The organism is Melioribacteraceae bacterium (assembly GCA_030584085.1).
In the GTDB taxonomy this organism is placed as follows: Bacteria; Bacteroidota; Ignavibacteria; order Ignavibacteriales; family Melioribacteraceae; genus SURF-28.
Genome location: CP129490.1, coordinates 3520928 through 3545684, shown reverse-complemented (window position 1 = coordinate 3545684; position 24757 = coordinate 3520928). Strand labels below are relative to the sequence as shown.

General features: G+C 34.2%; 24 protein-coding genes. 16 read left to right on the top strand and 8 right to left on the bottom strand.

Annotated features, from left to right (window positions below; all coding sequences use genetic code 11):
* Positions 1-190: 190 nt before the first annotated feature.
* Positions 191-592 carry a DUF5362 domain-containing protein gene (locus QY331_15940; protein ID WKZ69453.1) on the top strand — a complete coding sequence of 134 codons (402 nt, stop codon included), beginning with the start codon at positions 191-193 and terminating at the stop codon, positions 590-592.
* Between the two features lie 91 nt (positions 593-683).
* Here the strand turns inward: QY331_15940 and QY331_15935 are convergent, their stop codons facing one another.
* From QY331_15935 to QY331_15910, 6 genes are all read right to left on the bottom strand, one after another.
* Positions 684-1319 carry an HAD family acid phosphatase gene (locus QY331_15935; protein WKZ69452.1) on the bottom strand — a complete coding sequence of 212 codons (636 nt, stop codon included), beginning with the start codon at positions 1317-1319 and terminating at the stop codon, positions 684-686.
* 75 nt (positions 1320-1394) lie between these two features.
* Complete coding sequence (gene hslU / locus QY331_15930; GenBank protein WKZ69451.1) at positions 1395-2783, bottom strand: ATP-dependent protease ATPase subunit HslU; 1389 nt, start codon at positions 2781-2783, stop codon at positions 1395-1397.
* A gap of 2 nt (positions 2784-2785) precedes the next feature.
* On the bottom strand, positions 2786-3328 hold the full coding sequence (gene hslV / locus QY331_15925) for an ATP-dependent protease subunit HslV (GenBank protein ID WKZ69450.1): 543 nt from the start codon (positions 3326-3328) through the stop codon (positions 2786-2788).
* A 103-nt stretch (positions 3329-3431) separates the two neighbouring features.
* Positions 3432-4061 carry a methyltransferase gene (locus QY331_15920; protein ID WKZ69449.1) on the bottom strand — a complete coding sequence of 210 codons (630 nt, stop codon included), beginning with the start codon at positions 4059-4061 and terminating at the stop codon, positions 3432-3434.
* Positions 4058-5509 carry an RNA polymerase factor sigma-54 gene (gene rpoN, locus QY331_15915; GenBank protein ID WKZ69448.1) on the bottom strand — a complete coding sequence of 484 codons (1452 nt, stop codon included), beginning with the start codon at positions 5507-5509 and terminating at the stop codon, positions 4058-4060. The genes QY331_15920 and rpoN overlap by 4 nt, the downstream gene beginning before the upstream one ends.
* 2 nt (positions 5510-5511) lie before the next feature.
* Complete coding sequence (locus QY331_15910; GenBank protein ID WKZ69447.1) at positions 5512-6078, bottom strand: DUF3109 family protein; 567 nt, start codon at positions 6076-6078, stop codon at positions 5512-5514.
* A gap of 94 nt (positions 6079-6172) precedes the next feature.
* Here QY331_15910 and QY331_15905 point away from each other — a divergent pair, with 94 nt between their 5' ends.
* The 8 genes from QY331_15905 to QY331_15870 all read left to right on the top strand — a co-directional run bounded on the left by QY331_15905 (position 6173) and on the right by QY331_15870 (position 15202).
* Positions 6173-6940, top strand: coding sequence for an SDR family NAD(P)-dependent oxidoreductase (locus QY331_15905; GenBank protein ID WKZ69446.1), 768 nt, complete (start codon positions 6173-6175; stop codon positions 6938-6940).
* A gap of 183 nt (positions 6941-7123) precedes the next feature.
* Positions 7124-7756, top strand: a complete 633-nt coding sequence (locus QY331_15900; GenBank protein ID WKZ69445.1) for a hypothetical protein — start codon at positions 7124-7126, stop codon at positions 7754-7756.
* 89 nt (positions 7757-7845) lie between these two features.
* Positions 7846-8601 (top strand): class I SAM-dependent methyltransferase, encoded by a 756-nt coding sequence (locus QY331_15895; protein WKZ69444.1) that lies wholly within the window; start codon positions 7846-7848, stop codon positions 8599-8601.
* Between the two features lie 73 nt (positions 8602-8674).
* The gene (locus tag QY331_15890; GenBank protein WKZ69443.1) at positions 8675-9643 is read left to right on the top strand and encodes a hypothetical protein; all 969 of its coding nucleotides are present in this window, start codon (positions 8675-8677) and stop codon (positions 9641-9643) included.
* A 113-nt stretch (positions 9644-9756) separates the two neighbouring features.
* Entirely contained in the window at positions 9757-10908 is a 1152-nt protein-coding gene (locus QY331_15885; protein WKZ69442.1) for a hypothetical protein, read from the top strand.
* Positions 10909-10998: 90 nt separating this feature from the next.
* Positions 10999-13095, top strand: a complete 2097-nt coding sequence (locus QY331_15880; GenBank protein WKZ69441.1) for a M3 family metallopeptidase — start codon at positions 10999-11001, stop codon at positions 13093-13095.
* A gap of 75 nt (positions 13096-13170) precedes the next feature.
* Positions 13171-13611 carry a hypothetical protein gene (locus QY331_15875; GenBank protein WKZ69440.1) on the top strand — a complete coding sequence of 147 codons (441 nt, stop codon included), beginning with the start codon at positions 13171-13173 and terminating at the stop codon, positions 13609-13611.
* A 121-nt stretch (positions 13612-13732) separates the two neighbouring features.
* Positions 13733-15202: a calcineurin-like phosphoesterase family protein gene (locus tag QY331_15870; GenBank protein ID WKZ69439.1), complete on the top strand. Its 1470-nt coding sequence runs from the start codon at positions 13733-13735 to the stop codon at positions 15200-15202.
* Positions 15203-15246: 44 nt separating this feature from the next.
* Here QY331_15870 and msrA read toward each other — a convergent pair whose 3' ends face one another.
* Together msrA and alr are read right to left on the bottom strand one after the other, a co-directional pair.
* Entirely contained in the window at positions 15247-16329 is a 1083-nt protein-coding gene (gene msrA, locus QY331_15865; protein ID WKZ69438.1) for a peptide-methionine (S)-S-oxide reductase MsrA, read from the bottom strand.
* An 81-nt stretch (positions 16330-16410) separates the two neighbouring features.
* Positions 16411-17562: an alanine racemase gene (gene alr, locus QY331_15860; protein ID WKZ69437.1), complete on the bottom strand. Its 1152-nt coding sequence runs from the start codon at positions 17560-17562 to the stop codon at positions 16411-16413.
* Between the two features lie 260 nt (positions 17563-17822).
* On the opposite strand from alr, the gene QY331_15855 reads away from it, so the two are divergent.
* The 7 genes from QY331_15855 to QY331_15825 all read left to right on the top strand — a co-directional run bounded on the left by QY331_15855 (position 17823) and on the right by QY331_15825 (position 24623).
* Complete coding sequence (locus tag QY331_15855; GenBank protein ID WKZ69436.1) at positions 17823-18677, top strand: DUF4382 domain-containing protein; 855 nt, start codon at positions 17823-17825, stop codon at positions 18675-18677.
* 133 nt (positions 18678-18810) lie between these two features.
* Entirely contained in the window at positions 18811-19050 is a 240-nt protein-coding gene (locus QY331_15850; protein WKZ69435.1) for a GlsB/YeaQ/YmgE family stress response membrane protein, read from the top strand.
* 2 nt (positions 19051-19052) lie between these two features.
* Complete coding sequence (locus tag QY331_15845; GenBank protein ID WKZ69434.1) at positions 19053-19724, top strand: DUF4918 family protein; 672 nt, start codon at positions 19053-19055, stop codon at positions 19722-19724.
* Positions 19721-20446 carry an SDR family oxidoreductase gene (locus QY331_15840; GenBank protein WKZ69433.1) on the top strand — a complete coding sequence of 242 codons (726 nt, stop codon included), beginning with the start codon at positions 19721-19723 and terminating at the stop codon, positions 20444-20446. The genes QY331_15845 and QY331_15840 overlap by 4 nt, the downstream gene beginning before the upstream one ends.
* A 98-nt stretch (positions 20447-20544) precedes the next feature.
* Positions 20545-21963, top strand: a complete 1419-nt coding sequence (locus tag QY331_15835) for a beta-lactamase family protein (protein WKZ69432.1) — start codon at positions 20545-20547, stop codon at positions 21961-21963.
* 56 nt (positions 21964-22019) lie between these two features.
* Positions 22020-23201, top strand: coding sequence for a PAS domain-containing sensor histidine kinase (locus tag QY331_15830; protein WKZ69431.1), 1182 nt, complete (start codon positions 22020-22022; stop codon positions 23199-23201).
* 3 nt (positions 23202-23204) lie between these two features.
* Complete coding sequence (locus QY331_15825) at positions 23205-24623, top strand: sigma-54 dependent transcriptional regulator (GenBank protein ID WKZ69430.1); 1419 nt, start codon at positions 23205-23207, stop codon at positions 24621-24623.
* The last annotated feature ends 134 nt before the right edge of the window (positions 24624-24757 follow it).

Sequence of the window (24757 nt, the reverse complement as noted above, 5' to 3'; positions counted from 1 at the left end):
GAGTGTATTAAGCAAGACCCCATGTAAATCCCAGGGATTTTTCAGAAAAAAAATTCCATAATTTATTCTTTGAAATACATTTGTTTTGGACAAATCCCGGGGATTTTTTCGGAAGGTTTTTCTTGCATAGTAAATGATTAATTCCATAAATTCTTTACGACAATTAATCCATTTACAAACAGGAGGTAAAATGGACTTTAACGAACAGACTCATACTCAACAAGATGATGCATCACGACATTTAAGCGAAATGGCAGCGGTTGGCGAAAATATGGTCGGCTGGCTTAAGTTTCTCGGGGTTGTAAATATTATTATGGGAGTTTTTGTCGCACTAAGTATTATCGGGATTATTGTTGCATGGCTTCCGATTTGGCTTGGGGTTTTACTCTTCCAAGCAGGTAATCAAATTACTGAAGCAAGAATCAGCAGAAATTATTATCACTTAGTTACAATGATGCAGAAGTTCAAGATGTACTTTATGATACAAGGAATTCTATTGTTGATCTCGTTAATATTTGCCGTAATCGGATTTTTAAGTTTTGGTGCAGCATTATTTAGTGCTTTCAGCGGTGGGGATTTTAATTCTTATTAATTTATATGTAGAGCGACGATCCTTCGTCGCTCACCTTAATTTTTTGTAAGTCCAATACAAAGCGATCAAGGATGATCGCTTTACAATTTTACTAATCTATCAAATAAAGATAATTCGGTAACTTCACTGTCAATCCTGTATTACTTCCTTCCAAATCACTCCACTGATCACCAACGCAAACCACTATGTTGTAACCTTTTTCGGCTAATAATTTTCTTTCATAATCTTTGAAATCTTCGGCAAGCATATCTTTTGTTTTATCAGTTCGTGTGATTAACGTATCATAAGTAATTATTCCAACTTGACTTAGATTTTTTATAGTAGCTTCATATTCATAAGGTTTTCTGCCTGTTAAAAATGCAATTTTTACACCTCGTTCCTGAAGCCAATCATATAATTTTCTTGATTGAGGAATCACTTCGCAATCTGCGCGTTGAATCCATTCGCCCCAGAGTTTCCATTCAAATCCAAAACCGATCTCTTTTGTATGTGCATAGTTTGAAAGCATTGTTTCGTCAACGTCAAATATTGCCAAAGAGTTTTCCGGGAAGGTTTGTCGACTTAGTTCTTTTATTGCGTCATTTATTATTTCGTCAACTTCTTTATCATATTGACCGTTTTCATAATAATCTTGGACTATCATTTTGGCAGTATCTAAATTCACAACTTCGGTGGAACTGCATCCAAAGAATATTAATGGTATGATTATTAAGATAAATTTTTTCATTATATCCTCCTGTATTAGATAAGAAAGGGCTGCATAAACAGCCCTAATTCTAAATCCGCAAATCTAAAATCTCAATTAAAGAATATATTTACTAAGATCTCTGTCTTTAACAATTGAATCGAGTTTATCAAAGACTAGTTTACCTGTAATTTCAAATTTCTTTTCTGTGTTTTTATCCGGCACATCGAATAAAATATCTTCCAATAAAGTTGTGAGAATTGTATGAAGTCTTCTAGCGCCAATATTCTCGACTTCGGTATTAACATGTGCTGCAGTTCTCGCAACTTCTTTTATTGCATCTTCTTTAAAAATTATTTCAACATCTTCGGTATTCAACATTGCTGTGTATTGCTTAAGTAATGCGTTTTGAGGAAGAGTAAGAATTTTAATAAAGTCTTCTTCGTTTAAGCTGCTAAGTTCGACTCTGATTGGAAACCTTCCTTGAAGTTCGGGAATTAAATCAGATGGTTTAGAAACATGAAATGCTCCGGATGCAATAAATAAAATATGATCGGTTTTAACAACCCCGTATTTTGTATTTACGGATGAACCTTCGACAATAGGAAGAAGATCACGTTGAACACCTTCGCGAGATACATCTGGACCTTGCTGGCTTTTGGCTCCCGCAATTTTATCAATCTCATCAATAAAAACTATTCCGGATTCTTGAACTCGTTTTACTGCTTCACGCTGCACAGCTTCCATGTCAATTAATTTTGCTGCTTCTTCTTGAGCTAAAATTTTCTTTGCATCTTTTATTGAGGTTTTTCTTTTTTTCTTTTTCTTAGGCATCATACTGCTCATAAGTTCTTGAATATTAATACCCATATCATCAAATCCAACCGGACCAAGAACCTGCATACCAACCGCGGGTTGAGTCGAATCAAATTCAATCATTCGTTCATCGAGTTCACCAGCTTCTAATTTTTTTCGCATCCACTCGCGTGTTTTTTCATTCTGAAGTGCTTCGTTTTCATCGGTTACGTTTGTTGAAACCGAAGTATTGGATGGTTGATTTGGTTTCTTTACCGGAGGAATTAAAATATCAAGTATTCTTTCTTCGGCAAGTGCTTCGGCTTTTTCCTGAACTTCTTCTGTTTTTTCTGCGCGAACCATATTAACTGCAAGTTCGGTTAAGTCTCGTATCATTGATTCAACATCACGACCAACATAACCGACTTCGGTAAACTTGGAAGCTTCAACTTTTATAAATGGAGCGCCTGCTAACTTTGCCAATCTTCTTGCTATTTCTGTTTTGCCTACACCGGTCGGACCTATTAGAATTATATTGTTCGGAACAATTTCTTCTCTAATTGCTTCATCAACTTGCTGTCTTCGCCATCTGTTCCTTAATGCAATCGCAACTGCACGTTTTGCATCGCCTTGACCAATTATATATTTATCTAATTCGGTTACAATTTGAGATGGTGTTAAATTTTTCATTAAATCTAATTTGTTAGACATACTTATCCTTCTATTACTTCAACGTTTATATGATTGTTTGTATAAACACAGATATCAGCCGCTGTGTTTAAAGCTTCTTCAACTATTTCTTTTGCGGAAAGATTACTGTATTTCTTTAACATTTTTGCCGCGGCTAGTGCATACATTCCACCGGAACCGATTGCGACAATATTATCATCCGGTTCAATTACATCGCCTGTCCCAGACACAACAAATGTTTTATCTTTTGAAACGACCGCCAACATTGCTTCTAATCTTCTTAAATATTTATCGGTTCGCCAATCCTTAGCAAGTTCAACTACCGAACGGCTTACATTTCCGTTATATTGTTCCAACTTTTCTTCAAATCTGCCAAGCAATGTAAATGCATCGGCGGCTGAACCCGCAAATCCGCATACAACTTGACCATTCATTAACTTTCTAATTTTCATGGAGTTGTGTTTCATTACCGTATTACCAAGCGATACTTGTCCATCACCGCCAATCGCAGCAACTCCGTTGTGAATTATTCCAAGAATTGTTGTTGATCTAATTTTGTTACTCATATATTCTCCCATCAAATATCTTAGTAAATCATTACTATCTGTATAAAGCTTCGTTCCGATGCATTGAAAATGGAACACAGATCTTTAAGATGATTATGACTCATTATGATCTTTTAAAAAATTTTATTGGCACCATCCACGGTGTTTCTTTTTGATATTGAACATACTCATCACCAAAAAGTTCTGTTAATTTTTTCTCTTCATAAATTGAACCAACTATGAAGTAAATCGTTAAGCATAAAAAGAACACAAGATAAAAGAAATCCATAGTTGGTCTTAAACCCAGAAACAGGATAGAGAAAAAATAAATCGGTTGACGTGAATACTTAAAAGCTCCGATCTTTTTCAATTCATATCTTTCATCAAGTTCACTCGGATTATAAGAGCCGTTTAGGTATCTCTTAATTTGAGCAATACCAAAAAACTCGGAAGCATTAACTGCCGACGCAGCCCATAAAAATCCGATTAACGCAAAAAGCTGAACTACAAAAATAACAATATCCCACGGATAAATTAAATCATAAATAATTAGATCGGGTTTGGGCGATAATACATAGATAAGGAAAAAAGTAAGCACCGAAGTAAAATTATAAAACAATCTATAGAAAGCTATTTTATCACCGATTTGTTCAGCAAGCTTTCTTTTGACTTTGTTTGATGCGAGAAGAGAATGAGAGTAACCAAACAATAGGAATAGAACAACTATTATTAAAGTATCCAGAAGAAGTGTCATAACTCTTTTCGCAGACGGGCAACGGGGAGTTTTAACTGCTCTCTATATTTTGCAACTGTACGTCGTGCTATATGAATTCCTTTATCTTGAAGCATTTTGGAAATTTTTTCGTCGCTGAAAGGAGATTTCTTTGATTCACTGTCAATTATTTCTTTAATAAGTTCTTTAATGTGTTTGTTGGAAATTTCATCACCGGAATCGGTTGAAAGTCCTTCGCTAAAGAAATATTTCAATTCATGAATACCTTGCGGACTTTGTACATACTTACCATTTACGACACGACTTATCGTTGAAATATCCATACCGATTTCATCGGCAATATCTTTATAGATCATCGGTTTTAAGTGTTTGGGACCGCTTTCAAAAAAGTGATATTGTTTTTCCAGAATTGCGCGCATAATTTTCATTAAAGTATGACGGCGTTGCTGAATTGAAGCGATAAACCATTTTGCTGATTCAAATTTTTCACGAAGAAATTTATGAGTTTCTTTATCGCGCTCATTCATTTTTCTTCTTCGCTTATTTGTATCAATCATTTCAAGATAAGTCTGGCTGATTGTAAGCGAAGGCATTGTTTTATCGTTAAGCGTAACTATATAGTTATTATCAACTTTTTCAATTAAGAAATCAGGTGTAATTTGATTAGATTCTTCTTCTTCAATATTTCCTTCGCCCGGTTTTGGATTTAAGTGTTGAATCAAATCCAAAGTTGTCCGAAGTGTTTCGCGGGTAAGATTCATTTCCTTTTCAATTATATCAAACCGCTTATTAACGAATTCTTTATAATGATTGGTCAAGATCTTTTCGGCTAGGTAGGAATAATAAGGATCGTAAGAAGAATTTCTTATTTGAAGAAGTAAACATTCTTGAAGATCACGCGCACCAATTCCAACCGGTTCTAAAGTTTGAACAATGGCTAGAACTCTTTCGGCTTGTTCATAAGTAATATCAAGCTCTTCGAAGAGTTTTAGTTCTTTTACAATCTTTTCAAGATTATCTTTAAAGTAACCTTCTCTACTCAAACTGCCGATTATATTCTCCCCAATTATAAGTTCTTCTTCAGTCAAATCAAGCATATGAAGTTGTTCAACAAGCAGTTCTTTTAAAGTGGTACGTTGTGGAGCAATCGGTTGGGTGTGTTCTTCATCGGGACTTCTATTCATTCGATCATTATCTAACTGCTCGTCATTCATGTAGTCTTCAATATCAAACTCGTCATCGGCGCTGTCGTATTCTTCTTCGGTATCTAAAGCATCTTCCGGATCGTCTTGTTCTTCTTTTAACTCTAATTCTTCATCAAGGATTTCTTCCAGAATCGGGTTCAATTCAAGTTCGGTTTTAATCCGTTGCTCAAGAGCTAATGTATTCAGCTGCAGCAATTTCTGATATTGAATCTGCTGAGGAGAAAGTTTTTGTTGTAATGAAAATTTTTGCTGTAATGATAACATGATTAATTGCCCAAGTAATGCTTTGCTTTTTCAAACCACTGAGATCCGTAAAGTCTTTTCAGCGAATCTTTGCAAAATTCTAACACGGTTAATTTAGTTTCTTCACCCTTTTGTAATGCAGGTTGGCATTCCGAATACTCTTCGAAACGCAAAATATCACCACCAAACTCTGAAACACGTATTGGAAAAAGGTGACATGAAATCGGTTTTTGAAAATTTATTTTTCCCTCTTCGTATGCTTTTTCAATTCCACATCGTGCAATTTCATTATCGAAATAAACAAATACACAAGCCTTATTGTCAATACTTTGAGTCATTAATTGACCATATTTTTCCACCCAAAATCCGCTTGTTTCAATTTCATCGACATGCCGTTTTGGTAAATATTCCTTAATAATATGCAATTTCCCGTTAATTTTATCAATTTCTTCTTGTTTTATCGGTGCGCCATATTCGCTTTCCATGGTACAGCACGCGCCTTTGCATTTTTCAAGATCGCAAGTAAATTTCGTCTCAAAAATTTCCGGGTTCAAAATTACGTCATCTATTTCTATAAAATTTCGTCTCATTGTCCTAATTAAAAATTGTGGCGAAAGATAACAATTTTGCGTTTGTTTAGAAAGAAATTAGCATTTTATATAATCGATTTGATAAAAGGTGAATATGGAATTCAAAAACAAAACAATTTTGCTCACGGGAGCTTCAACAGGAATTGGGAAGGAAATTGTCAAAAAACTTATCCAGATTGACTGTACTTTAATTTTATTAGCACGAAGAACAAATCTGATTGAAGAATATCTCTCCGAGATTAATCTTAAACGTGCTGAAACAATTGTTTTAGAATGTGATGTTTCGAATAAAAAATCTGTTAATGAGAGTATGATTAAGATTAAGAGTAAGATCAAGAATGATTTAGACATTGCCATACTTAATGCGGGAATAAGTTACAGAACGGATATAACCGAATTTAATTCCAAACATGCCGAAGAAATTTTCGGTGTGAATGTAATGGGAATTATTTATTGGGTTGAACAGTTGCTCCCAGAAATGATGAATCGTAAAAATGGAATGATTGTCGGCGTCTCAAGTCTAGCCGATAGTCGCGGTCATGCTAAAAGTGAATTCTATTGTGCAAGTAAAGCCGCAGCTACAAAAATTCTTGAAGGATTGCGAGTTGAATTACATCCATATAATATAAAAGTAATAACTGTTAAACCGGGTTTTGTAGAAACTCCGATGACATCAAAAAATAAATTTAAAATGCCGCTATTAATGAAACCTGAGAAAGCTGCCGATATAATTTTAAATGGAATTGAAAAAGAAAAACCTGTAATTGCATTTCCAATACCGATAGTATTTGCATCATGGCTCGGTGGAATTTTGCCCAGTAGAGTTTATGGGTTTTTTGCGAAGCGGATGAAAGTACGCTGAAGAAGTTAAATTCAATTACAATTACTACAAAAGCAGACATCAACTATTATTTTAATAAAAACAACTGACTTTTAGCATTGATTAATCTGAATTTTATAAATAATTTAATTTCAACTTTTCACATTTATTAGGAGACCTTAGAACACTTTTTTACTTCTTTCTCACAACAACAACGGAGGTAAAATGAAGTATTCAAGGCTTTCATCAATTCTGTTTTTTTCAATTATTTTATTATCAATTAGTGCCCAAGAAAATTTACACTTTCATATTTCAGGAGGTTTGGTCTCTCCCTTTAATTCCAAGAGGGGCGGATCAATATTAGGGAAAGCTCAGTACAATTTTGATAGGCAATTTTCTCTTTATTTTCAGTCGGGTTATTTATCCTATGGCGAATATTATCTTAATTATGAAATTGATCACGAAAGAAAAAGAATTGCTGATGAATTAGATCACGAAGTTATACCAATATTATTCGGCGGAAGATATACAGCCGTGAATGAATCTTCATGGCATCCGTTTATTGAAGTTGAACTCGGTGCTTCTATATACAATTTCCAGAAAGGTGATATTATTCCAAGATATCATCCGGATACGGGTGAACTTGTTCAATTTGATAGAATTAATCAAAGAGAAGAAAATAAAGTACTAGTTTCTTATGGTGTTGGACTTGGAATTACACATGAAATTACACAGAATTTCGGAACTGAAATAGGATTGAAACTAAATTCCAATCTTGATGATGAATACAGTATTTTATTAGGTGGTCGCGGGACTTATACAACAATTTATTGGGGCTTTGTTTTTTATTTCGTCTAAAATTAGAATGCTACTTGAAATGAAACCCCGAAGATACTGCTACCTTCGGGGTTTTTTTATTATTTTACTAAATAATTAATTTGATATTAATGACCTCAAATCAAGAACAAATTTTTTTCGAAATTCACACCGACACACCGCGCGAAGGTCCCGGTAATTTTGAATCGACTAAAGCGGCATATTCATTATTAACCGAACTGTCCGAAAAACTGATCATTCTTGATGTAGGATGCGGACCCGGGAAGCAAACGCTTGATCTTGCAAACATTTCACATGGACAAATTATCGCAGTTGATAATCACAAACCATACATTGATAAACTTAATGAAATGGCTGCTGAACTTAACTTATCATCAAGAGTTTCCGGACAAGTTGGAGATATGAACAATCTTCAATTTGATGAAAACACATTTGATGTTATCTGGGCTGAAGGTTCCGTCTATCAAATGGGTATCGGTAAAGCGTTATCACTTTGGAAACGGTTTCTTAAAACAAACGGTTACATAGTCTTTAGTGAATTGTGCTGGTTAAGAAATGATCGTCCCGAAGAAATTGAAAATTATTGGAATTCATTTTACGGAGAAATAAAAACAATCGATTCGGTAATAAAGTTTTTATCTAATACTGATTATAAATTCATAGGCAGTTTTGTATTACCTGATAATGCATGGTGGGATAATTATTATACTCCACTTACAAACAGAATTAATGAACTGAAGAAAAAATACGCAAACGATCCGAAAGCCATGCAAGTTTTAGAAAACGAATCACTTGAAATGGAAATGCATAAAAAATATTCTGCCTATTATGGGTATTCGTTTTTTGTTGTAAGGAAAGTTAATTAGGATAACTACCCAAACTGGGTATATCATATTTAGGTGTTGAGTAATATCTTTCAACTAAAATTAGTCTGAACAAATGAATATAATCATAAAATTATTTTGTTTAATTCTAATATCGGTTTCAACTGTGCTCGCCCAACGCAATTATTCCTTCGGATGGCATACTGAATCAATTAAAATAGATCATCTCGAAAGACACTTCAGAATTTTTATTCCGCGTGAATTGCCAAACAGGGCTCCGATACTTTTTATTTTTCATTCATCTAACAGCGGAATGGAAAATGTATTTAATACGGGTGATGGATTCAATGAATGGCCAAATCTTGCCGAAAGAGAAAAATTTATAATTATTGCACCAAATGGAGTTAATCCGGTTAACGGTGAAACTTTAGGCAGTAATCAAAAATGGAATGATTGCAGAAAGAAACCCGAAGAACTACCTGAAACAAATGATGTACAATTCGTAGAAGAATTAATTGATTGGTCGCAAGAGAACTTGGATATAAACGAAAATAGAGTTTATATCTCCGGAATAGAAAACGGCGGAATGATGGTTTACAGACTTATGCTTGAACTGGGAGAAAAAATTGCCGGGGCCGCAGTATTTTTTGCAAATATGCCGAAAGATTCGGAATGCACATCAAGCGAAATTCCAATTCCCATTTTTATTATGAATAGCAAAGATGATCCCTTGGTTCCTTATGAAGGTGGGATGTTGGCGGGTGATAAAGGAAAAATAAGTTCAGCAGAAGCCACTTTAAATTATTGGGTCAGCTTAAATCATCTCAACACACAAAAACGCACAACAAAATTATTTGACGATATAAATCCCAATGATAACTCCCGCATAATCAAAAATGAATTTGATCGTCCGCTTGAAAACCCACCCGTAGTTTTTAATGTAATTATTAATGCCGGACATGTTGTTCCTTCAATTAAATATGGACTTGGAGATTCACAACTTCTTAAAATTCTCGGTAATCAAAACCGTGATTTAGAAGCGGTAGTTGAAGCTTGGAAGTTTTTGAGAAGATTCGAGAAATAGCCAAAAATTTGTCCCACAACTATATTCAACACCAAAATAATACATAGAAATTTAAAGTATAATTTATTAGTTTGAATGAGATGTTTTTCTCTCATTAAGCCGGGAAGTCGAACATGAGAAAGCTTTTTGCCATTGTATTATTACTCAATAGTTTAATATATAGCCAAACCGAAATCCAAGAAAACCATGTTTTATATCTATCTCAAGGATTTGTTTTAACAAATTTGAATTCATTGGGGATTTCAAATATTAAGAATTCAGTATCAAATATCGGAACAATCAACCCTTCCGCAATGATTTATTTTGATAAGATAGGTATTGGTGGAAGTTATCACTTCGAAACTAATATTGAAGAAGCATATCTTGCAAGTATTGGTCATAAAAGAATTTCAAAGGAGTTGCCACAATCACTAGGGATAGTTTTTCCTTATCAAAATTTTAGACTCGGTATAGCATTTAATCAAAAATATAATTCATCCGCCGAGTTTGACAGAGTTCCAATAACAACTTCCGAATTCCCCGACGGGACTGGTGAGTATTATAAACCGATAATGGAAACAATAGTTCTAAGCTATTCGGTATCAGCTTCTTATCAATTCGAAAATTTTGTTCTTGAGAATTCTTCTTTAGCATTTGGTGCCCGATTAACAAGAAACAGTTTAGATTATCGCGAAGAACTGTTAAGCTATTCTTTTGATGCTAATTCCAATAATTATAATTGGGTTTTTGGTGTTTTATTTAATCATGTTTTTGATATCAAAAAATCATTTTCGGTAGGAGTTTTTTACGAGAGCAATAATAAGATGAATGAGACTATAGTTCATTCGGATCAAAACTTAAACGTAAATCCGAACTTTTCGTTTTCTCAATTTTCATTAATCTATTCTGCAAACTTTCCTGCTAAGGTTAGCTTGGACTTATCGGCTAACGTTATTAATAATATTAGCTTGTATTCTACTGTTAATTATCTATTATGGAATGATGCAATTTCAAATCTGAAAAATCAAATAGAATTTTCCTGTACTGGATTATATTCTATTGATAAAAACCTTAAAGCCTCTTTCGGTTTTTTTACAACAGACCGTAACTATGAAGAAAATATATTGGGACTTAATGAAAAATTAAGAGCCATTTATTTATTAGCAGGTATTAATTATCAAATTTCTCTATTCAATTGCGGGTTATCAATAGCCGACAGTCATCTTTTCTCAGATGAGTGGCGAAAGCAAACAATTGCAAAATTTGAGGTTGAGATTAATTTTTAATTATACTCATGAGGGTTTTTCTAAGTACTTTCCCCAAAATTTTTTAACTTGCCTTACTTTATTAGAACCAAATAAAATCAGAGGTTATACATGAACAAACTAGCTTTATTTATTCTTATTACGGGAGTATTTTTTATGAGTTTTGCACAAAACAGTAATCCGTTTTTCGAAAAATGGGATACGCCATTCGGCACTCCGCCGTTTGATAAAATTTCTTTAGATCATTATTTGCCTGCATTTGAAAAAGGTATTGAAGAACAAAATGCCGTTATTGAATCTATTGTGAACAATTCAGATGAACCAACTTTCGAAAATACAATTGTAGAATTGGAATACAGCGATGGATTATTAACAAAAGTTTCAAACGTTTTTTTTGCAATGACCGGGTCAATGTCAAACGATGAAGTTCAAGCACTTGCAAAGAAAATTTCTCCGATGCTTTCAAAACAAAGTGATGATATTAATCTCAATCCGGAATTATTTAAACGAATTAAATCTGTTTATGATAACAAAGATAAATTTGGTTTGAATACCGAGCAGGATATTCTTCTTGATAAATATTATAAAAACTTCGTAAGAGGAGGTGCTAATCTTTCCGACGAAGCAAAAGAAAAATTCAGAAAAATTAACGAAGAGCTTTCAATTCTGTCTTTAGATTTTGGCGAGAATGTTTTAAAGGAAACAAATAAATTCGAACTCGTTTTAGAAAAAGATGATCTCGATGGTTTACCCGAAAGTGTAATTGCAATCGGTGCCGACGAAGCAAAAACGAAGGGTTATGAAGGCAAATATGTTTATACAATTCAGCGAACAAGTTTATATCCGTTCTTAACTTATTCAACTCGCCGTGATTTAAGAGAAAAACTTTACAAAGGTTATATCTTAAAGGGCGATAACAATGACGAGTACGATAACAAAAAAATTCTCTCAAGAATGGCGGCTTTAAGAGTTGAACGCGCTAAATTACTTGGTTATGAAACTCATGCCGATTTTGTATTGGAAGAAAGAATGGCAAAAACTCCCGAAGCTGTTTATGAACTATTAAATAAACTTTGGGAACCCGCACTAAATGTAGCAAAACAAGAACGTGATGATATGCAGAAAATGATTTATGATGAAGGAAATGATTTCGAATTAGAATCTTGGGATTGGTGGTATTATGCAGAGAAAGTAAAGAAAGCTAAATATGATTTAGATGAAGAAGAACTTCGTCCTTACTTTGAAGTTACAAATGTAATTAAAGGAGTGTTCGATCTTTCAACAAGGCTATGGGGAATTACATTTGAAGAGATTGACGGAATTACAAAATATCATCCGGAAGTGAGAACATTTGAAGTAAAAGACGGCGACGGAAGTCATATCGGAATTCTTTACACAGATTATTTTCCACGCGCAAGTAAAAGAGGCGGCGCTTGGATGAGCTCTTTCCGCAAACAGCATGTTAATAAGGAAGGCGAATATCAAACACCGATAATTTATAATGTCGGTAACTTCTCTAAACCCACTGCAGATAAACCGGCTTTACTTTCACTTGATAACGTAAATACGTTATTCCATGAATTCGGTCATGCACTTCATGGTTTGTTATCAAATACTGTTTATCCGACATTATCTGGAACATCAACACCGCGTGACTTTGTCGAGTTTCCATCACAAGTAATGGAAAACTGGTGTATGCATCCTGAAGTTCTGAAAAATTATGCGTTCCATTATAAAACCGGCGAACCGATTCCAGATGAATTAATTCAAAAGATTAAAAATTCCGGAAAGTTTAATCAAGGCTTTGCAACAGTAGAATATTTAGCAGCTTCATTTTTAGATATGGATTGGCATACATTAACCGAGCCGGTTGAGCATGATGCGATAGAATTTGAAAACGCATCAATGAATAAAATTAGTTTGATCAAACAAATTGTGCCGAGATATAGAAGTACATATTTCAATCACATTTTTGCGGGCGGATATTCTGCCGGTTATTATAGCTACATTTGGTCTGAAGTTTTAGATGCGGATGCATTTGCGGCTTTTCAAGAATCCGGTGATGTTTACAATCAAGAACTTGCAAATAAATACAGAGAATTCATTCTTTCGAAAGGCGGAACGGATGATTCAATGAAACTTTACAGATCATTTCGCGGACAAGATCCTACAATTGAACCATTGTTAGTAAAACGTGGATTGAAATAATATATAATAGAATTTATCCTTCAAGGTTGCGTAACCTGTTAAACAGGCTTCCAATCTTGAAGGATGATTTATAATATGAATGAAATTGATCAACATTTATCGAATAACAATCTTACCCGGTTAAGCAAATACCTTAACTATCAAATCTCCACAGTCGGTTTATTTGTTTTATCTTTTTTAAGCTTTGGCTTCATTTTTTTAGTTACGATTGCTGCTATTATTTTCACTCCGTTTATGCTTTATGTGTTATACAAAGAAAATAAAAATGGTTGGATAGTCTTCTTTATTATATTAGTAGTAATTCCGTTTATCTTGTCCACAATTTTTCATTTCACCGTTTCATTTGTTTTCCCATGGTATTTAATTGTTCTGGTTGTGTTTTATTTCTATTGTTTTCTACTTCGATTGGAAGTTAATAATTGGATGCGTGAGAGAAGATCGAGGCTGCAATATTTATTAGAAAAACAAAGACGTGAGGACGAAACTGAAGTGTTTATGACCCAATTCAATAAATAGTTCCTACAAATGATTTCTATTCAGTAATAATCCACAACGAAAATTCACAATTCTTTAACTTGCCTTCCACTTTAGTTAATTACTATTTTGTTTTTAAAATTTAACAAAGTAGAGGTTACTTGTGATTAAAAGAAGAGCATTTCTTAAAACTGCTGCGTTTTCGTCTGCTGCATTAGTTTTACCTCAAGTTACATTCTCCGAACCGCAATTAGATCAAGCTGATCTGTTAAGCAGTCTTTATATTAGAATTAACGGAGTTGTTTCTGCTAATGGAAAACCACTTAAAGATGTTGTTGTAAGTGACGGTGAAACAGTTGTGGCAACTGACGATGAAGGCAAATATGAATTTATTACAAAAAACAGATTTGTATTTATTTCAATTCCGTCCGGATATAAAATTCCACAAAACGATACCGGGACAGCACTCTTTTATAGGGAGATAGACAAAAGAAAGAAAATGGCTTTCTATCCTTTTGAATTAGAAAAATCCGTTGACGATACTGAACATTCATTTATATTATTTGCCGATCCCCAAACCGAAGATGAAGAAGATATGCAAAAATTTCACAACGAAACTATTCCCGACCTTCAAAAATTGTTAAAGGATGAAAACCTTAAAAATGTTTTCGGTCTTTCTGATGGCGATATAATGTATGACCAATTGGAACTGTATCCCAAATATGAAGAAGCAGTTAAGAAAATGGGAATACCATTTTTTCAGGTGCTCGGTAATCATGATGTAATTGAAACAACCCAAACCGACGAACAAAGTGTAACTACATTCGAAAATCATTTTGGTCCGACTTATTTTTCTTTCAATAGAGGTAGAGTTCATTATGTTGTTCTGGATGATATTTTTTGGTTCGGCGAGTACATAGGTTATGTAAATCAAAAAATGCTTGATTGGTTAAAACGAGATTTAGCATTTGTTGAAGAAGGCAGATCGGTAATTATTTTTACGCACATTCCGCCTCATACAACTTATTCAAAACGATATGAATTGGACGAAGAAGTAAATGCAATCCGAGTTGTTAACAAGGAACTTCTTTATGATTTACTGAAACCCTATAAATCAATTTTTGTTTGCGGACATACACATGAAAGCCAGTACATAACCGATGGAAATTCTGAAGTTCATGTTTGTGGTGCAGTTTGCGGCGGATGGTGGACCGGACCAATTTGTTATGACGGTACTCCAAACGGATATTCAATTTACAAAATCAACGGAGACAAAATTAGCTGGCAGTACAAATCAACCGGATTGCCTCTTTCACATCAATTAAGAATATATAAACCTAATAGTGAACATAATACAACCGACGAGCTAATAGCCAACGTTTGGGGATACGATAAACATTGGAAAGTCGAATGGTATGAAGACGGTGTATTAAAAGGTGAAATGGAAAATCGAATTGGTTTTGATCCTTTTTCAGTTACATTACATGATGGTGACGACAAACCCGTAAAACGCACCTGGGTTAATCCGGTTAAAAATGATCACATGTTTTATGCAAAGCCGAGTAAAAGCGCAATGAAGTTATCTGTTAAAGTAACTGATAGATGGGGAAGAGTTTTTGAGGAAAACGTTTGATTGAAAAACCCCGGGGTTTTTGAAATCCCGGGGTTTCAAACATACTATTCAATCACCCACAAATATTCATCGTAACCCAGTTCTTTCATTTTATCCTTCGGTATAAATTTTAGTGAGGCGGAGTTGATGCAGTATCTTAATCCTGTCGGTTCCGGACCATCATTAAAAACATGTCCTAAATGGGAATCAGCAATTTTACTTCTCACTTCTATTCTATTCATTCCATGGGAAGTATCTTCTTTTTTCTGAGTGAATCTTGTATCGATTGGTTTTGTGAAACTAACCCATCCGCTACCGCACTCAAATCTGTCTTTTGAACTGAACAAAGGTTCACCGGAAACAATATCAACATAAATTCCTTCTTCATCATGATCCCAAAATTCATTATTAAACGGAGGTTCAGTCGCACTCTTTTGTGTAACACTATATTGCAGTTCCGTTAAACTTTCTTTTCTGCTTTCATCTTTAGCATTACGAATATATTGATCGACATTTTCATCTCCCCAAACAGCTTTAATAAATGATTCTCTTCCCGAACCTTTTTTATAATTGCTGTAGTGAAGAGGATTTTTCTCAGCATAATCTTGATGATATTCTTCAGCTTCATAAAAGTTTGTGAACTTTTCAATTTTTGTCACAATAGGTTTATCAAAAATTCCGGATCGATCTAAATCATTTTTAGATTTTTCGGCAACCATTTTCTGTTTGTCGTCATGATAAAAAATACCCGACTCATATTGCGAACCTCTATCATAAAATGAACCGCCTTCATCTGTCGGATCGAACTGTCTCCAAAACACATCGAGAATTTCTGAGTAACTAATTAATTCCGGATCAAAGAAAACTTGAACCGCTTCTTTATGCCCCGTTGTACCACTTGTCACTTGCTCATAAGTCGGGTTTTCAACCGCTCCACCTGAATACCCCGAAACTACTTTTAAGACACCATCAATCGATTCGAACGGAGCTTCAACACACCAGAAGCATCCACCGGCAAGCGTGGCAATTTCAACTTTACCGCTTATAGACTTGATTTCTTTATTAATCATTTTTGTGTCTTGCATGTTTCCCTCGCTGCATCCTGTGAAAAAAGTGAATAGTAGAACGAAAATTGTTAAATTCTTCATGACAATCTCAAATAAGTTATTCTGTCCTTTAAAACAAAATATCGGGGATAAAGTTGCAATTAAGTTGGGGAAATTTATTTCTTACTTATAAATACGTGGAACGCGTGTGTTAATGTTAGTTAGAATTTCATAAGGAATTGTCCCGGACCATTCAGCTAAATCTTCTGCGGTTATGGATCTCTTTCCATCGTTTCCTAAAAGAATTACTTCATCACCATTGTAAGCGCTTTCATTACCAATATTTACAATTATTTGATCCATAGAAATTGTTCCGATTACCGGGTGAATATTTTCGTTCAATAAAACGCGAGCTTTGTGCGACATACTTCTTAAGTAACCATCACCATATCCGACCGGAACAGTAACAGCTCTCACATTCTCTTTACTTTGCCATTTTAGACCATATCCAACCGGATGATCAGCTTTAATTACTTTAAAATAAACAACTAATGATTTCCATGTTAAAGCAGGTTGAACAGATATAGTCCGTGGTAATTCCTTTGAGGGATAAACACCGTAAAATAATATTCCCGGGCGAACCATATCCAAATAAGTTTCCGGTAATTGAAGTAATGCGCCTGAGTTTGCAATATGACGAACAGGTGTTTCAATTGAATGTTTATCAAAAAATAATAGTGATTCATGAAATCTTTCAAGTTGCAGCTTTGTATGTGATAGGTCTGTTGTATCCGCATTTGCAAAGTGAGAATATATTCCTTCCACTAAAATATTTTTGTATTTATAAACGGTTTCTAAAAATTTTTCGGAATTATAGTAATGAACACCAATGCGCTCCATCCCGGTATCAATCTTGATGTGAACCTTTGCTTTCTTTTTTAGTTGAGATGCAGTTTCATCAATTTGTCTAACTTTCTCTATCGAAGATGCGGTAATATTTAAATCATACTTTATAAATAACGGGACTTGATTTCCCCAAACACCGCCGAGGACAAGAATTGGTATTTTAATACCGGACTTACGTAATAGAATTCCTTCTTCAACAACAGCAACGCTTAAACAATCGGCACCAATTTCTTCCAATAATTTTGCCACTCTAACTAAACCATGTCCGTATGCATTGGCTTTAAGAACGATATTAATTTTTGCCGGGGAGACATAATTCTTTATTGCGTCGAAATTCTTTTTAAGAATTGATAGATCGACTTCAACTTTAGTCGGACGAATTATTTTTTCATCTTCGCTTATTATTGGATGATTGTATTCTGTGCTCATGTATGCTATAACTTATTATTTAAAGATAATATTAATTGTAATTCTTTGTGCTTTGAAGTTGAACTTCATCAAAGAAAATGTAAAAAAAGGAAAATTGTAGGTTGTTATGGTTCTGTAGTTAATTCGACCACACAACATTTCAATTTATAACCAGAATAAAATCAATATAATCGTTCTACCTATTACCTTTTCAAAGAAATATTTTCAAGATGAAGTTTTGAAAATATTTCAAATACTTATCACAACAGGAGGAGAAAACAATGTTAGCAACAAAAAAGTCTTTATTAGCATTTTTTACCGTGCTTCTCGTAATTCTATTTATTGGAAACGGATGCGAAGATGACGATAATATTACCAAAGCCGAAGGATCAGGCACAATTTCAATGAAAATGGGGGATGCACCGTTCCCAATTGATTTAGTAGCTAAAGCAGAAATTACAATTGATAAGATTGATATAAGAAGTGTATCCGAGACAGGTTCGGACGATGGTCATAGAACCTACATTGTTTTGGATGAACCACAAACAATAAACTTAATCGATTTTAGAAACGGATTAACAACAGATTTGCCGGATATAATTGTCTCAGCCGGAAATTATGATCAAGTGCGGCTTTACATAGCTGATGCAAAAATCGAATTGATAGATGGTACAACATATGATTTGAAAGTACCAAGCGGAGCTGAATCCGGATTAAAAGTTTATATAAATCCGTTTTTACAAGTAAACCCGGATGTAACATACGAAGTTCTTCTTGATGTCGATTTAACAAAATCATTTGTGGTACAAGGGAATCCAAATACACCAGCCGGTATAAACGGGTTTATTTTTAAACCTGTAATTAGAGCAGTTAATCTTTCTGAAGCCGGAACAATTTACGGTAAAGTGTTTGATGCAGACGGAAATATTCTAGCAAATTCGCACGTTTGGGTTGAACAGGATTCGGTAATATCGAGCACTTATACCGAGATTGACGGCTCGTATAGAATTATTGGCCTGCCATCAGGAACTTACAATGTTTATGCTGAAGTTGCTGACTTCATGACCGGATCTGTAGAAGGTGTTGTTGTAAGTGCCTCATCTGAAACAGAAGTCAATTTTGAATTATCGTTGTAGATAGAATTATCTAAATATATGACTGGATGAAAAGGCAAGTTTTTAACTTGCCTTTTCTTTTTTTTTAATTTGATATATCATTCATTTTCCGCATCTTAAAAAACATCAAAAGTAAAATAGGAGATAAAAATAGATGAACTTTATTATTTGGATTCTCAGCGGAATACTTGCCGGTTGGTTAACCGGAAAAATAATGAAAGGTTCCGGTTACGGACTTTTGGGTGATTTAGCAATTGGTTTACTGGGTGCCGTTGTGGGCGGATTTTTAGCAGGCTTATTTGGATTGGAAGCAACCAGTTGGGTCGGTCAAATTGTTGTTGCCGTTGTTGGCGGTATTGTTTTGGTTTGGGTTGTTAGAAAAATCAAAGGATAATTTTGTTTTCAGAAAGAGCTATTAACTTTTTTCTTAATCTAACGTTGCCCGAAAAATTACCGGATCATGTTGCGATAATGAATCCGTATGATTCTGAAGAAACAGTTCAACTTGTCACAAAGTTTTACAAAAAATTTTTTAATGATAAAAACAAAAGAACTTTTTTAGTCGGAATTAATCCCGGTAGATTCGGCGGTGGTTTAACCGGTATTGCTTTTACAGATCCGGTAAATCTCCAAGAAAAATGTGGTATTAATAATAAGTTGGACAAAAAGCGAGAACTCTCAAGTCAGTTTGTCTACAAACTAATTGATGAGTTTGGCGGAATTAAAAAATTCTATTCCAGATATTTTATTACCGCACTTTACCCTTTAGCATTAATCAAAGACGGTAAAAATTATAATTATTACGACTCACAAAAAGTATATAAAGCATTAAAACCACAAATCATAAAAACATTCAAGCAGCAAATTGAATTTAGTGCAAACGATAAATATGTTATCTCATTCGGTAAAAAGAACGCAGATTATCTTAAAGAAATTAATGATGAGATAAAGTTTTTTAAGGAGATAATTATTTTTGATCATCCGCGTTTTATTATGCAATATCAATTGAAAAAGTTGGATGAATACTTAGACAATTACACAAAAATTCTTCGGAAGGTTAGCAATTGAATAAAGTAAAAACAGCAATCATCACCGGTGCAAGCAGAGGAATAGGTAAATCAATTGCAATTGGTTTGGCACAGGAGGGATATAAAACAATTCTTTTTGCACGGAATGAAGTAAAATTAATCGAAACAAAAAATGAAATACAAAAAATTATTGGCGAGAAAAGAGAATTGGAAGCAGAAGTACACTCTATTGATCTATCTGACTTTGTTAAAGTAAAAGATGTAATCCGAAAAGTTTTAGACAAACATAATAGAATAGATATACTTGTAAACAATGCCGGAATTTGGCGTGATGGCTCAGTTGACCTGCCGGTTGATGAATACAAAGAACTTTTAGATGTAAACCTTGTCGCACCATACATAATTCTTCAAGAAGTAATTCCACAAATGAAAAAACAAAAAAGCGGATACATTTTTAATATTTCATCACGCGGGGGAACATACGGATTTCCAAAATCCGGTTCTTATGTCTCTTCAAAATTCGCAATAAAAGGAATGAGCGAATCGCTTTATCGTGAACTTGCCGAATATAATATCAAAGTCACTGCACTCTGTCCGTCTTATGTGAATACTGACATGGCGGAAGAAGTCGGACCAACACTCGGTCCCGATGAAATGATTCAACCGATTGATATATTGAAAACAATAAATTGGCTGCTAAGTTTATCGCCCTCGGTTTATATTAAAGATGTAATAATAGAGTGTCAGAAAAAGATTAAGTGATTTAACATTTCTTAACATTTCTTCACAGTATTTAACTTGGTTCTCTATATTCAAAAAATTATTATTTGTTTAATTATTTACAAAAACAGAGAGCCGTAATGAATACATTTTTTAATACTATTCTAATACTTCTACTTACATTATCTTTGAGTTCAGCTCATGCTGCAGAGCTAAGTGAGACAGCAAAATCCAGAATTTCTAATGAATCCGATCAACTGATTAAAAAATATACGGATTTGGATATATTTTCAGGAGTTGTTCTTCTCGCTGAAAATGGAAGACCGTTTTATCAGAAAGCATTTGGTTTAGCAAATAGAGATGAGAATATTCCCAATACAATAAATACCAAGTTCGATATTGGCTCCATGAATAAAACATTTACAAAAGTTGTTGTTTATCAATTAATGCAAGAAGACAGGTTAAAACTTGATGATAAGCTAGGAAATTATCTAGAAGGATTTCCAAAAGAAGCAGCTGAGAGTATTACAATTAATATGCTATTACATCATCAATCGGGATATGGGGATTATCATTCTCCCGATTACTTTGATTCACCGAAAGAAGAAAAGAGAATTTCTCAATTAGTTGAAAGAATTAAAAAGATGCCGTTGCTTTTTCATCCAGGTACAGATCAGCAATACAGCAATGCCGGTTATATTCTACTTGGAGCAATAATTGAGAAGATAACCGGAAAATCATATCATGAAAACGTGAAAGAACGAATTGTAAAGCCACTTGAACTCACCGAAACTTATGTCGAGAATAAGCACTCAGTACAGGCAAGAGCAGTTGGTTATTTTAAGAATGCAAAAGGAGAAATCCAAAACAATGAAGGGTTTTTAGAAATACCCAAGCCGGACGGAGGTTTTCAATCAACCACATCAGATATTTTAAAATTTTATCAAGAATACTTTTACGGAAATAAATTATTAAGTGACGAAATAAAAAATTCACTTGATGAATTTAACTATTACGATGAAGTAAGAAAAACCGAAGGAGCAATTCCGCAAGCAGGGGGATTCGAAGGAGCGAATACAGTTATTTACGAAGTACTCCGGGATCAAATATCAATTATTGTATTTGCAAATATGGATGAGCCTGTTGCTGAACAACTTGGAGCAGGAATACTTGCAATTGTTAGAGGCAAAGAACCCGGTGAACCGGCTTTACCGGCAATCCAAAATATATATCGTACTTTAGTTGAAAGATCACCACACTATGTAAGAGAAAATTTTGAGGAACTGACAAAAAACTTTCATCCATCAGACCCTAAGGATTTAATACTCAATCAAGTTGGTTATACATTTCTTTTTGACGGACAAATTGATAAAGCAATAGAAGCTTTTCAATTGAATGTTGAATTGTTTCCCAATATTGCCAACTGTTATGATAGTCTAGGTGAAGCTTTATTGGAAAAAGGAGATCGAGAAGAAGCATTAAAAAACTACAAAAAAGCACTCGAGCTAAATCATGAAATGCCATCCGCAAAAGAAAAAGTAAAAGAGCTAAGTAAGTAGTTAATTTCAAAAATCATCAAGACACTTTTTGTTGGTTAAGTTGTTAACTTTGCCGGATGGATTTACAAATAGAAAAAAGATACGAACGCTTAATCAATTTCCTAACCGACTACATATACACGGTAAAAATTGATGACGGGAAAGTTGTGGACACTTTTCACGGTCCCGGATGTGTTAATGTTACCGGCTATAATTCCGAAGATTATAAAAGTGATCCCGAGCTTTGGTATAGGATGGTTCATGAAAAGGATAGCAAAAAAGTTCTTGACCAGGCAAGAAGAGCTCTGGTTGGTGAAGATGTTGAACCGGTCGAACACAGAATAATTCACCGCGACGGATCAATACGATGGGTAAGAAACAGCATCATTATTACGCGAGATCATTTAGGCAAACCGATTTATTATGACGGATTAATAAATGATATTACAAATCTTAAAGCCGCTGAGAAAGAAGCCGAAATTAGACAACAGCAATTATTACAAGCAGATAAAATGGCTTCGCTCGGAGTTTTAATTTCCGGTATTGCGCACGAAATAAACAATCCGAATAATTTTATTTTACTAAACATTCAACTCTTTCAAAAAATTTGGAAAGACGTTCTCCCTATTCTGGAAGATTACTTTAAAGAAAACGGAGACTTTGTGCTTGCCGGGATGTTGTATAGTCGTGCATCAAGCAAAATCAATCAATCGTTGGAAGGTATTCTTAACGGGTCGGAGCGAATTAGAAAAATTGTAAATACCTTAACCGATTATGCAAAAATTGATAGCGGACAAATTGAAAGCGATGTCGATATAAATAAAATAGTTGATATGGCGATTACAATTACCAGCAACTTAATCAAACAATCGACAAATAATTTTAAAGTAGAACTAGATTCGTCTCTTCCAACAATAAAGGGGAACTCTCAACAATTAGAACAAGTTGTAATAAACTTGCTTACTAATGCTTGTCATTCATTAAAGAAAAAAGATTCGTCAATTAATTTAAGAACTGAATTGAGCGATGACAAAAAATCTATTAGGATAGTTGTGAAGGACAAAGGACGCGGTATAAAAGAAAAAGATCTTAAACATATTATGGATCCGTTTTTTACAACTAGGAGAGACAGCGGCGGGACAGGACTTGGATTGTCAATCTCATATAACATTGTTAAAAATCATGGCGGAGAGTTATCTTTATTAAGTGATTTTGGAAAAGGTACAACGGCAACCGTAACTTTACCTGTAGATAAATAAAATATGAAACCAAACATTACACCGGAAAAACCAATTCTATTAATCGATGACGAAGAGCACTTTTTGCTTAGTGCTGAACTTACTTTTTCATCCAACGGAATAAAGAATACTGAAACATGCAAAGACTCAAGAAATGTTTTAAGCCTTCTCTCTAAAAAAGATTACTCTCTTGTAGTACTTGATATTAATATGCCGAATATATCCGGCAGTGAATTGCTTCCTCAAATAGTAAAAAAGTATCCGCATATTCCGGTTATTGTATTAACTGCTGTCAACAGTGTTGAGAATGCTGTTCAATCGATGAAAGACGGTGCATTTGATTACGTAGTAAAACCGGTGGATGATACAAGATTAATAGCAACTATAAAACGCGGATTAGAGTTTACCGAAATTAGAAATGAAAATGAGTTGCTTAAGCAATCTTTATTAAAAGAAAAATTAGAACATCCGGAAGCTTTTGAAAGCATAATTACAAGAAGCGGTGCTTTAAGAGCGATATTCAGATATATAGAAGCAATTGCAAAGACAAACTTGCCTGTTTTAATAACCGGTGAAACCGGCACTGGCAAAGAGTTAATTGCAAATGCAATTCACTTAGTAAGTGGAAGAAAAGGAAATCTTGTACCTGTTAACGTTGCCGGTGTGGATGATAATTTATTTTCCGATACTTTGTTCGGACATAAGAAAGGAGCATTTACCGGTGCTGAGATTGACAGAAAAGGTTTGATTGAACAAGCTGAAGACGGAACTCTTTTTCTTGATGAGATCGGGGACTTAAATATAGAATCGCAAGTTAAGCTGTTAAGACTACTTCAGGGCGGACAGTATTATCCGCTTGGTTCGGATATTGCAAAGCTTTCAAATGCTAGAATTATTGTAGCAACTAATCGTGATATTAAATCAATGCAAGGCAGTAATAAATTCAGGCAAGATTTATACTATCGTTTACGCTCACATCACATACATATACCTCCGCTGCGTGAAAGAAAAAAAGATATTCCTTATTTGATCGATTACTTTTTAATAAAAGCATCTCAAGATTTAAATAAAAAGAAACCGCGACCACCGAAAGAACTTTATACATTATTAAGTAATTATCATTTCCCGGGAAATGTTAGAGAACTTGAGGGAATAATCTATGATGCCGTAAGTTTTCATAAATCCGGAATCCTTTCACTCGAGTTAATTCGATCAAAACTTTCAGATGAACCTTTCGCAAAACAGAAAGTCGAAAAGAACGGTAACGATATCGAAGATTCTACAATTTTAATAACGGGAAGATTTCCTTCGTTAAAAGAATCCGAGGAAGAATTAATAAATGAAGCGTTGAAACGAGCTGACGGAAATCAAACAATTGCTGCCGATCTGCTTGGTATCTCAAGACGAGCTTTAAACAATAGATTACAAAGAAAGAAGAATTAAAACGTATAATAAGACATCCCATCCTCTAGTGAGTGCCACATTTTTTCACACATTTATTTTGTGGCATTTCTCTAATCCCTTATAAATCAATAACTTAACCTCGTGTTTGAAAATAATCTTACCATTTTGTGGCA

What these genes read in the sequence shown, in the direction of transcription:
- QY331_15940 (WKZ69453.1), top strand. Translation starts at nt 191, where the DNA reads ATGGACTTTAACGAACAGACTCATACTCAACAAGATGATGCATCACGA.
- QY331_15935 (WKZ69452.1), bottom strand. Translation starts at nt 1,319, where the DNA reads ATGAAAAAATTTATCTTAATAATCATACCATTAATATTCTTTGGATGC.
- hslU (WKZ69451.1), bottom strand. Translation starts at nt 2,783, where the DNA reads ATGTCTAACAAATTAGATTTAATGAAAAATTTAACACCATCTCAAATT.
- hslV (WKZ69450.1), bottom strand. Translation starts at nt 3,328, where the DNA reads ATGAGTAACAAAATTAGATCAACAACAATTCTTGGAATAATTCACAAC.
- QY331_15920 (WKZ69449.1), bottom strand. Translation starts at nt 4,061, where the DNA reads ATGACACTTCTTCTGGATACTTTAATAATAGTTGTTCTATTCCTATTG.
- rpoN (WKZ69448.1), bottom strand. Translation starts at nt 5,509, where the DNA reads ATGTTATCATTACAGCAAAAATTTTCATTACAACAAAAACTTTCTCCT.
- QY331_15910 (WKZ69447.1), bottom strand. Translation starts at nt 6,078, where the DNA reads ATGAGACGAAATTTTATAGAAATAGATGACGTAATTTTGAACCCGGAA.
- QY331_15905 (WKZ69446.1), top strand. Translation starts at nt 6,173, where the DNA reads ATGGAATTCAAAAACAAAACAATTTTGCTCACGGGAGCTTCAACAGGA.
- QY331_15900 (WKZ69445.1), top strand. Translation starts at nt 7,124, where the DNA reads ATGAAGTATTCAAGGCTTTCATCAATTCTGTTTTTTTCAATTATTTTA.
- QY331_15895 (WKZ69444.1), top strand. Translation starts at nt 7,846, where the DNA reads ATGACCTCAAATCAAGAACAAATTTTTTTCGAAATTCACACCGACACA.
- QY331_15890 (WKZ69443.1), top strand. Translation starts at nt 8,675, where the DNA reads ATGAATATAATCATAAAATTATTTTGTTTAATTCTAATATCGGTTTCA.
- QY331_15885 (WKZ69442.1), top strand. Translation starts at nt 9,757, where the DNA reads ATGAGAAAGCTTTTTGCCATTGTATTATTACTCAATAGTTTAATATAT.
- QY331_15880 (WKZ69441.1), top strand. Translation starts at nt 10,999, where the DNA reads ATGAACAAACTAGCTTTATTTATTCTTATTACGGGAGTATTTTTTATG.
- QY331_15875 (WKZ69440.1), top strand. Translation starts at nt 13,171, where the DNA reads ATGAATGAAATTGATCAACATTTATCGAATAACAATCTTACCCGGTTA.
- msrA (WKZ69438.1), bottom strand. Translation starts at nt 16,329, where the DNA reads ATGAAGAATTTAACAATTTTCGTTCTACTATTCACTTTTTTCACAGGA.
- alr (WKZ69437.1), bottom strand. Translation starts at nt 17,562, where the DNA reads ATGAGCACAGAATACAATCATCCAATAATAAGCGAAGATGAAAAAATA.
- QY331_15855 (WKZ69436.1), top strand. Translation starts at nt 17,823, where the DNA reads ATGTTAGCAACAAAAAAGTCTTTATTAGCATTTTTTACCGTGCTTCTC.
- QY331_15850 (WKZ69435.1), top strand. Translation starts at nt 18,811, where the DNA reads ATGAACTTTATTATTTGGATTCTCAGCGGAATACTTGCCGGTTGGTTA.
- QY331_15835 (WKZ69432.1), top strand. Translation starts at nt 20,545, where the DNA reads ATGAATACATTTTTTAATACTATTCTAATACTTCTACTTACATTATCT.
- QY331_15830 (WKZ69431.1), top strand. Translation starts at nt 22,020, where the DNA reads ATGGATTTACAAATAGAAAAAAGATACGAACGCTTAATCAATTTCCTA.
- QY331_15825 (WKZ69430.1), top strand. Translation starts at nt 23,205, where the DNA reads ATGAAACCAAACATTACACCGGAAAAACCAATTCTATTAATCGATGAC.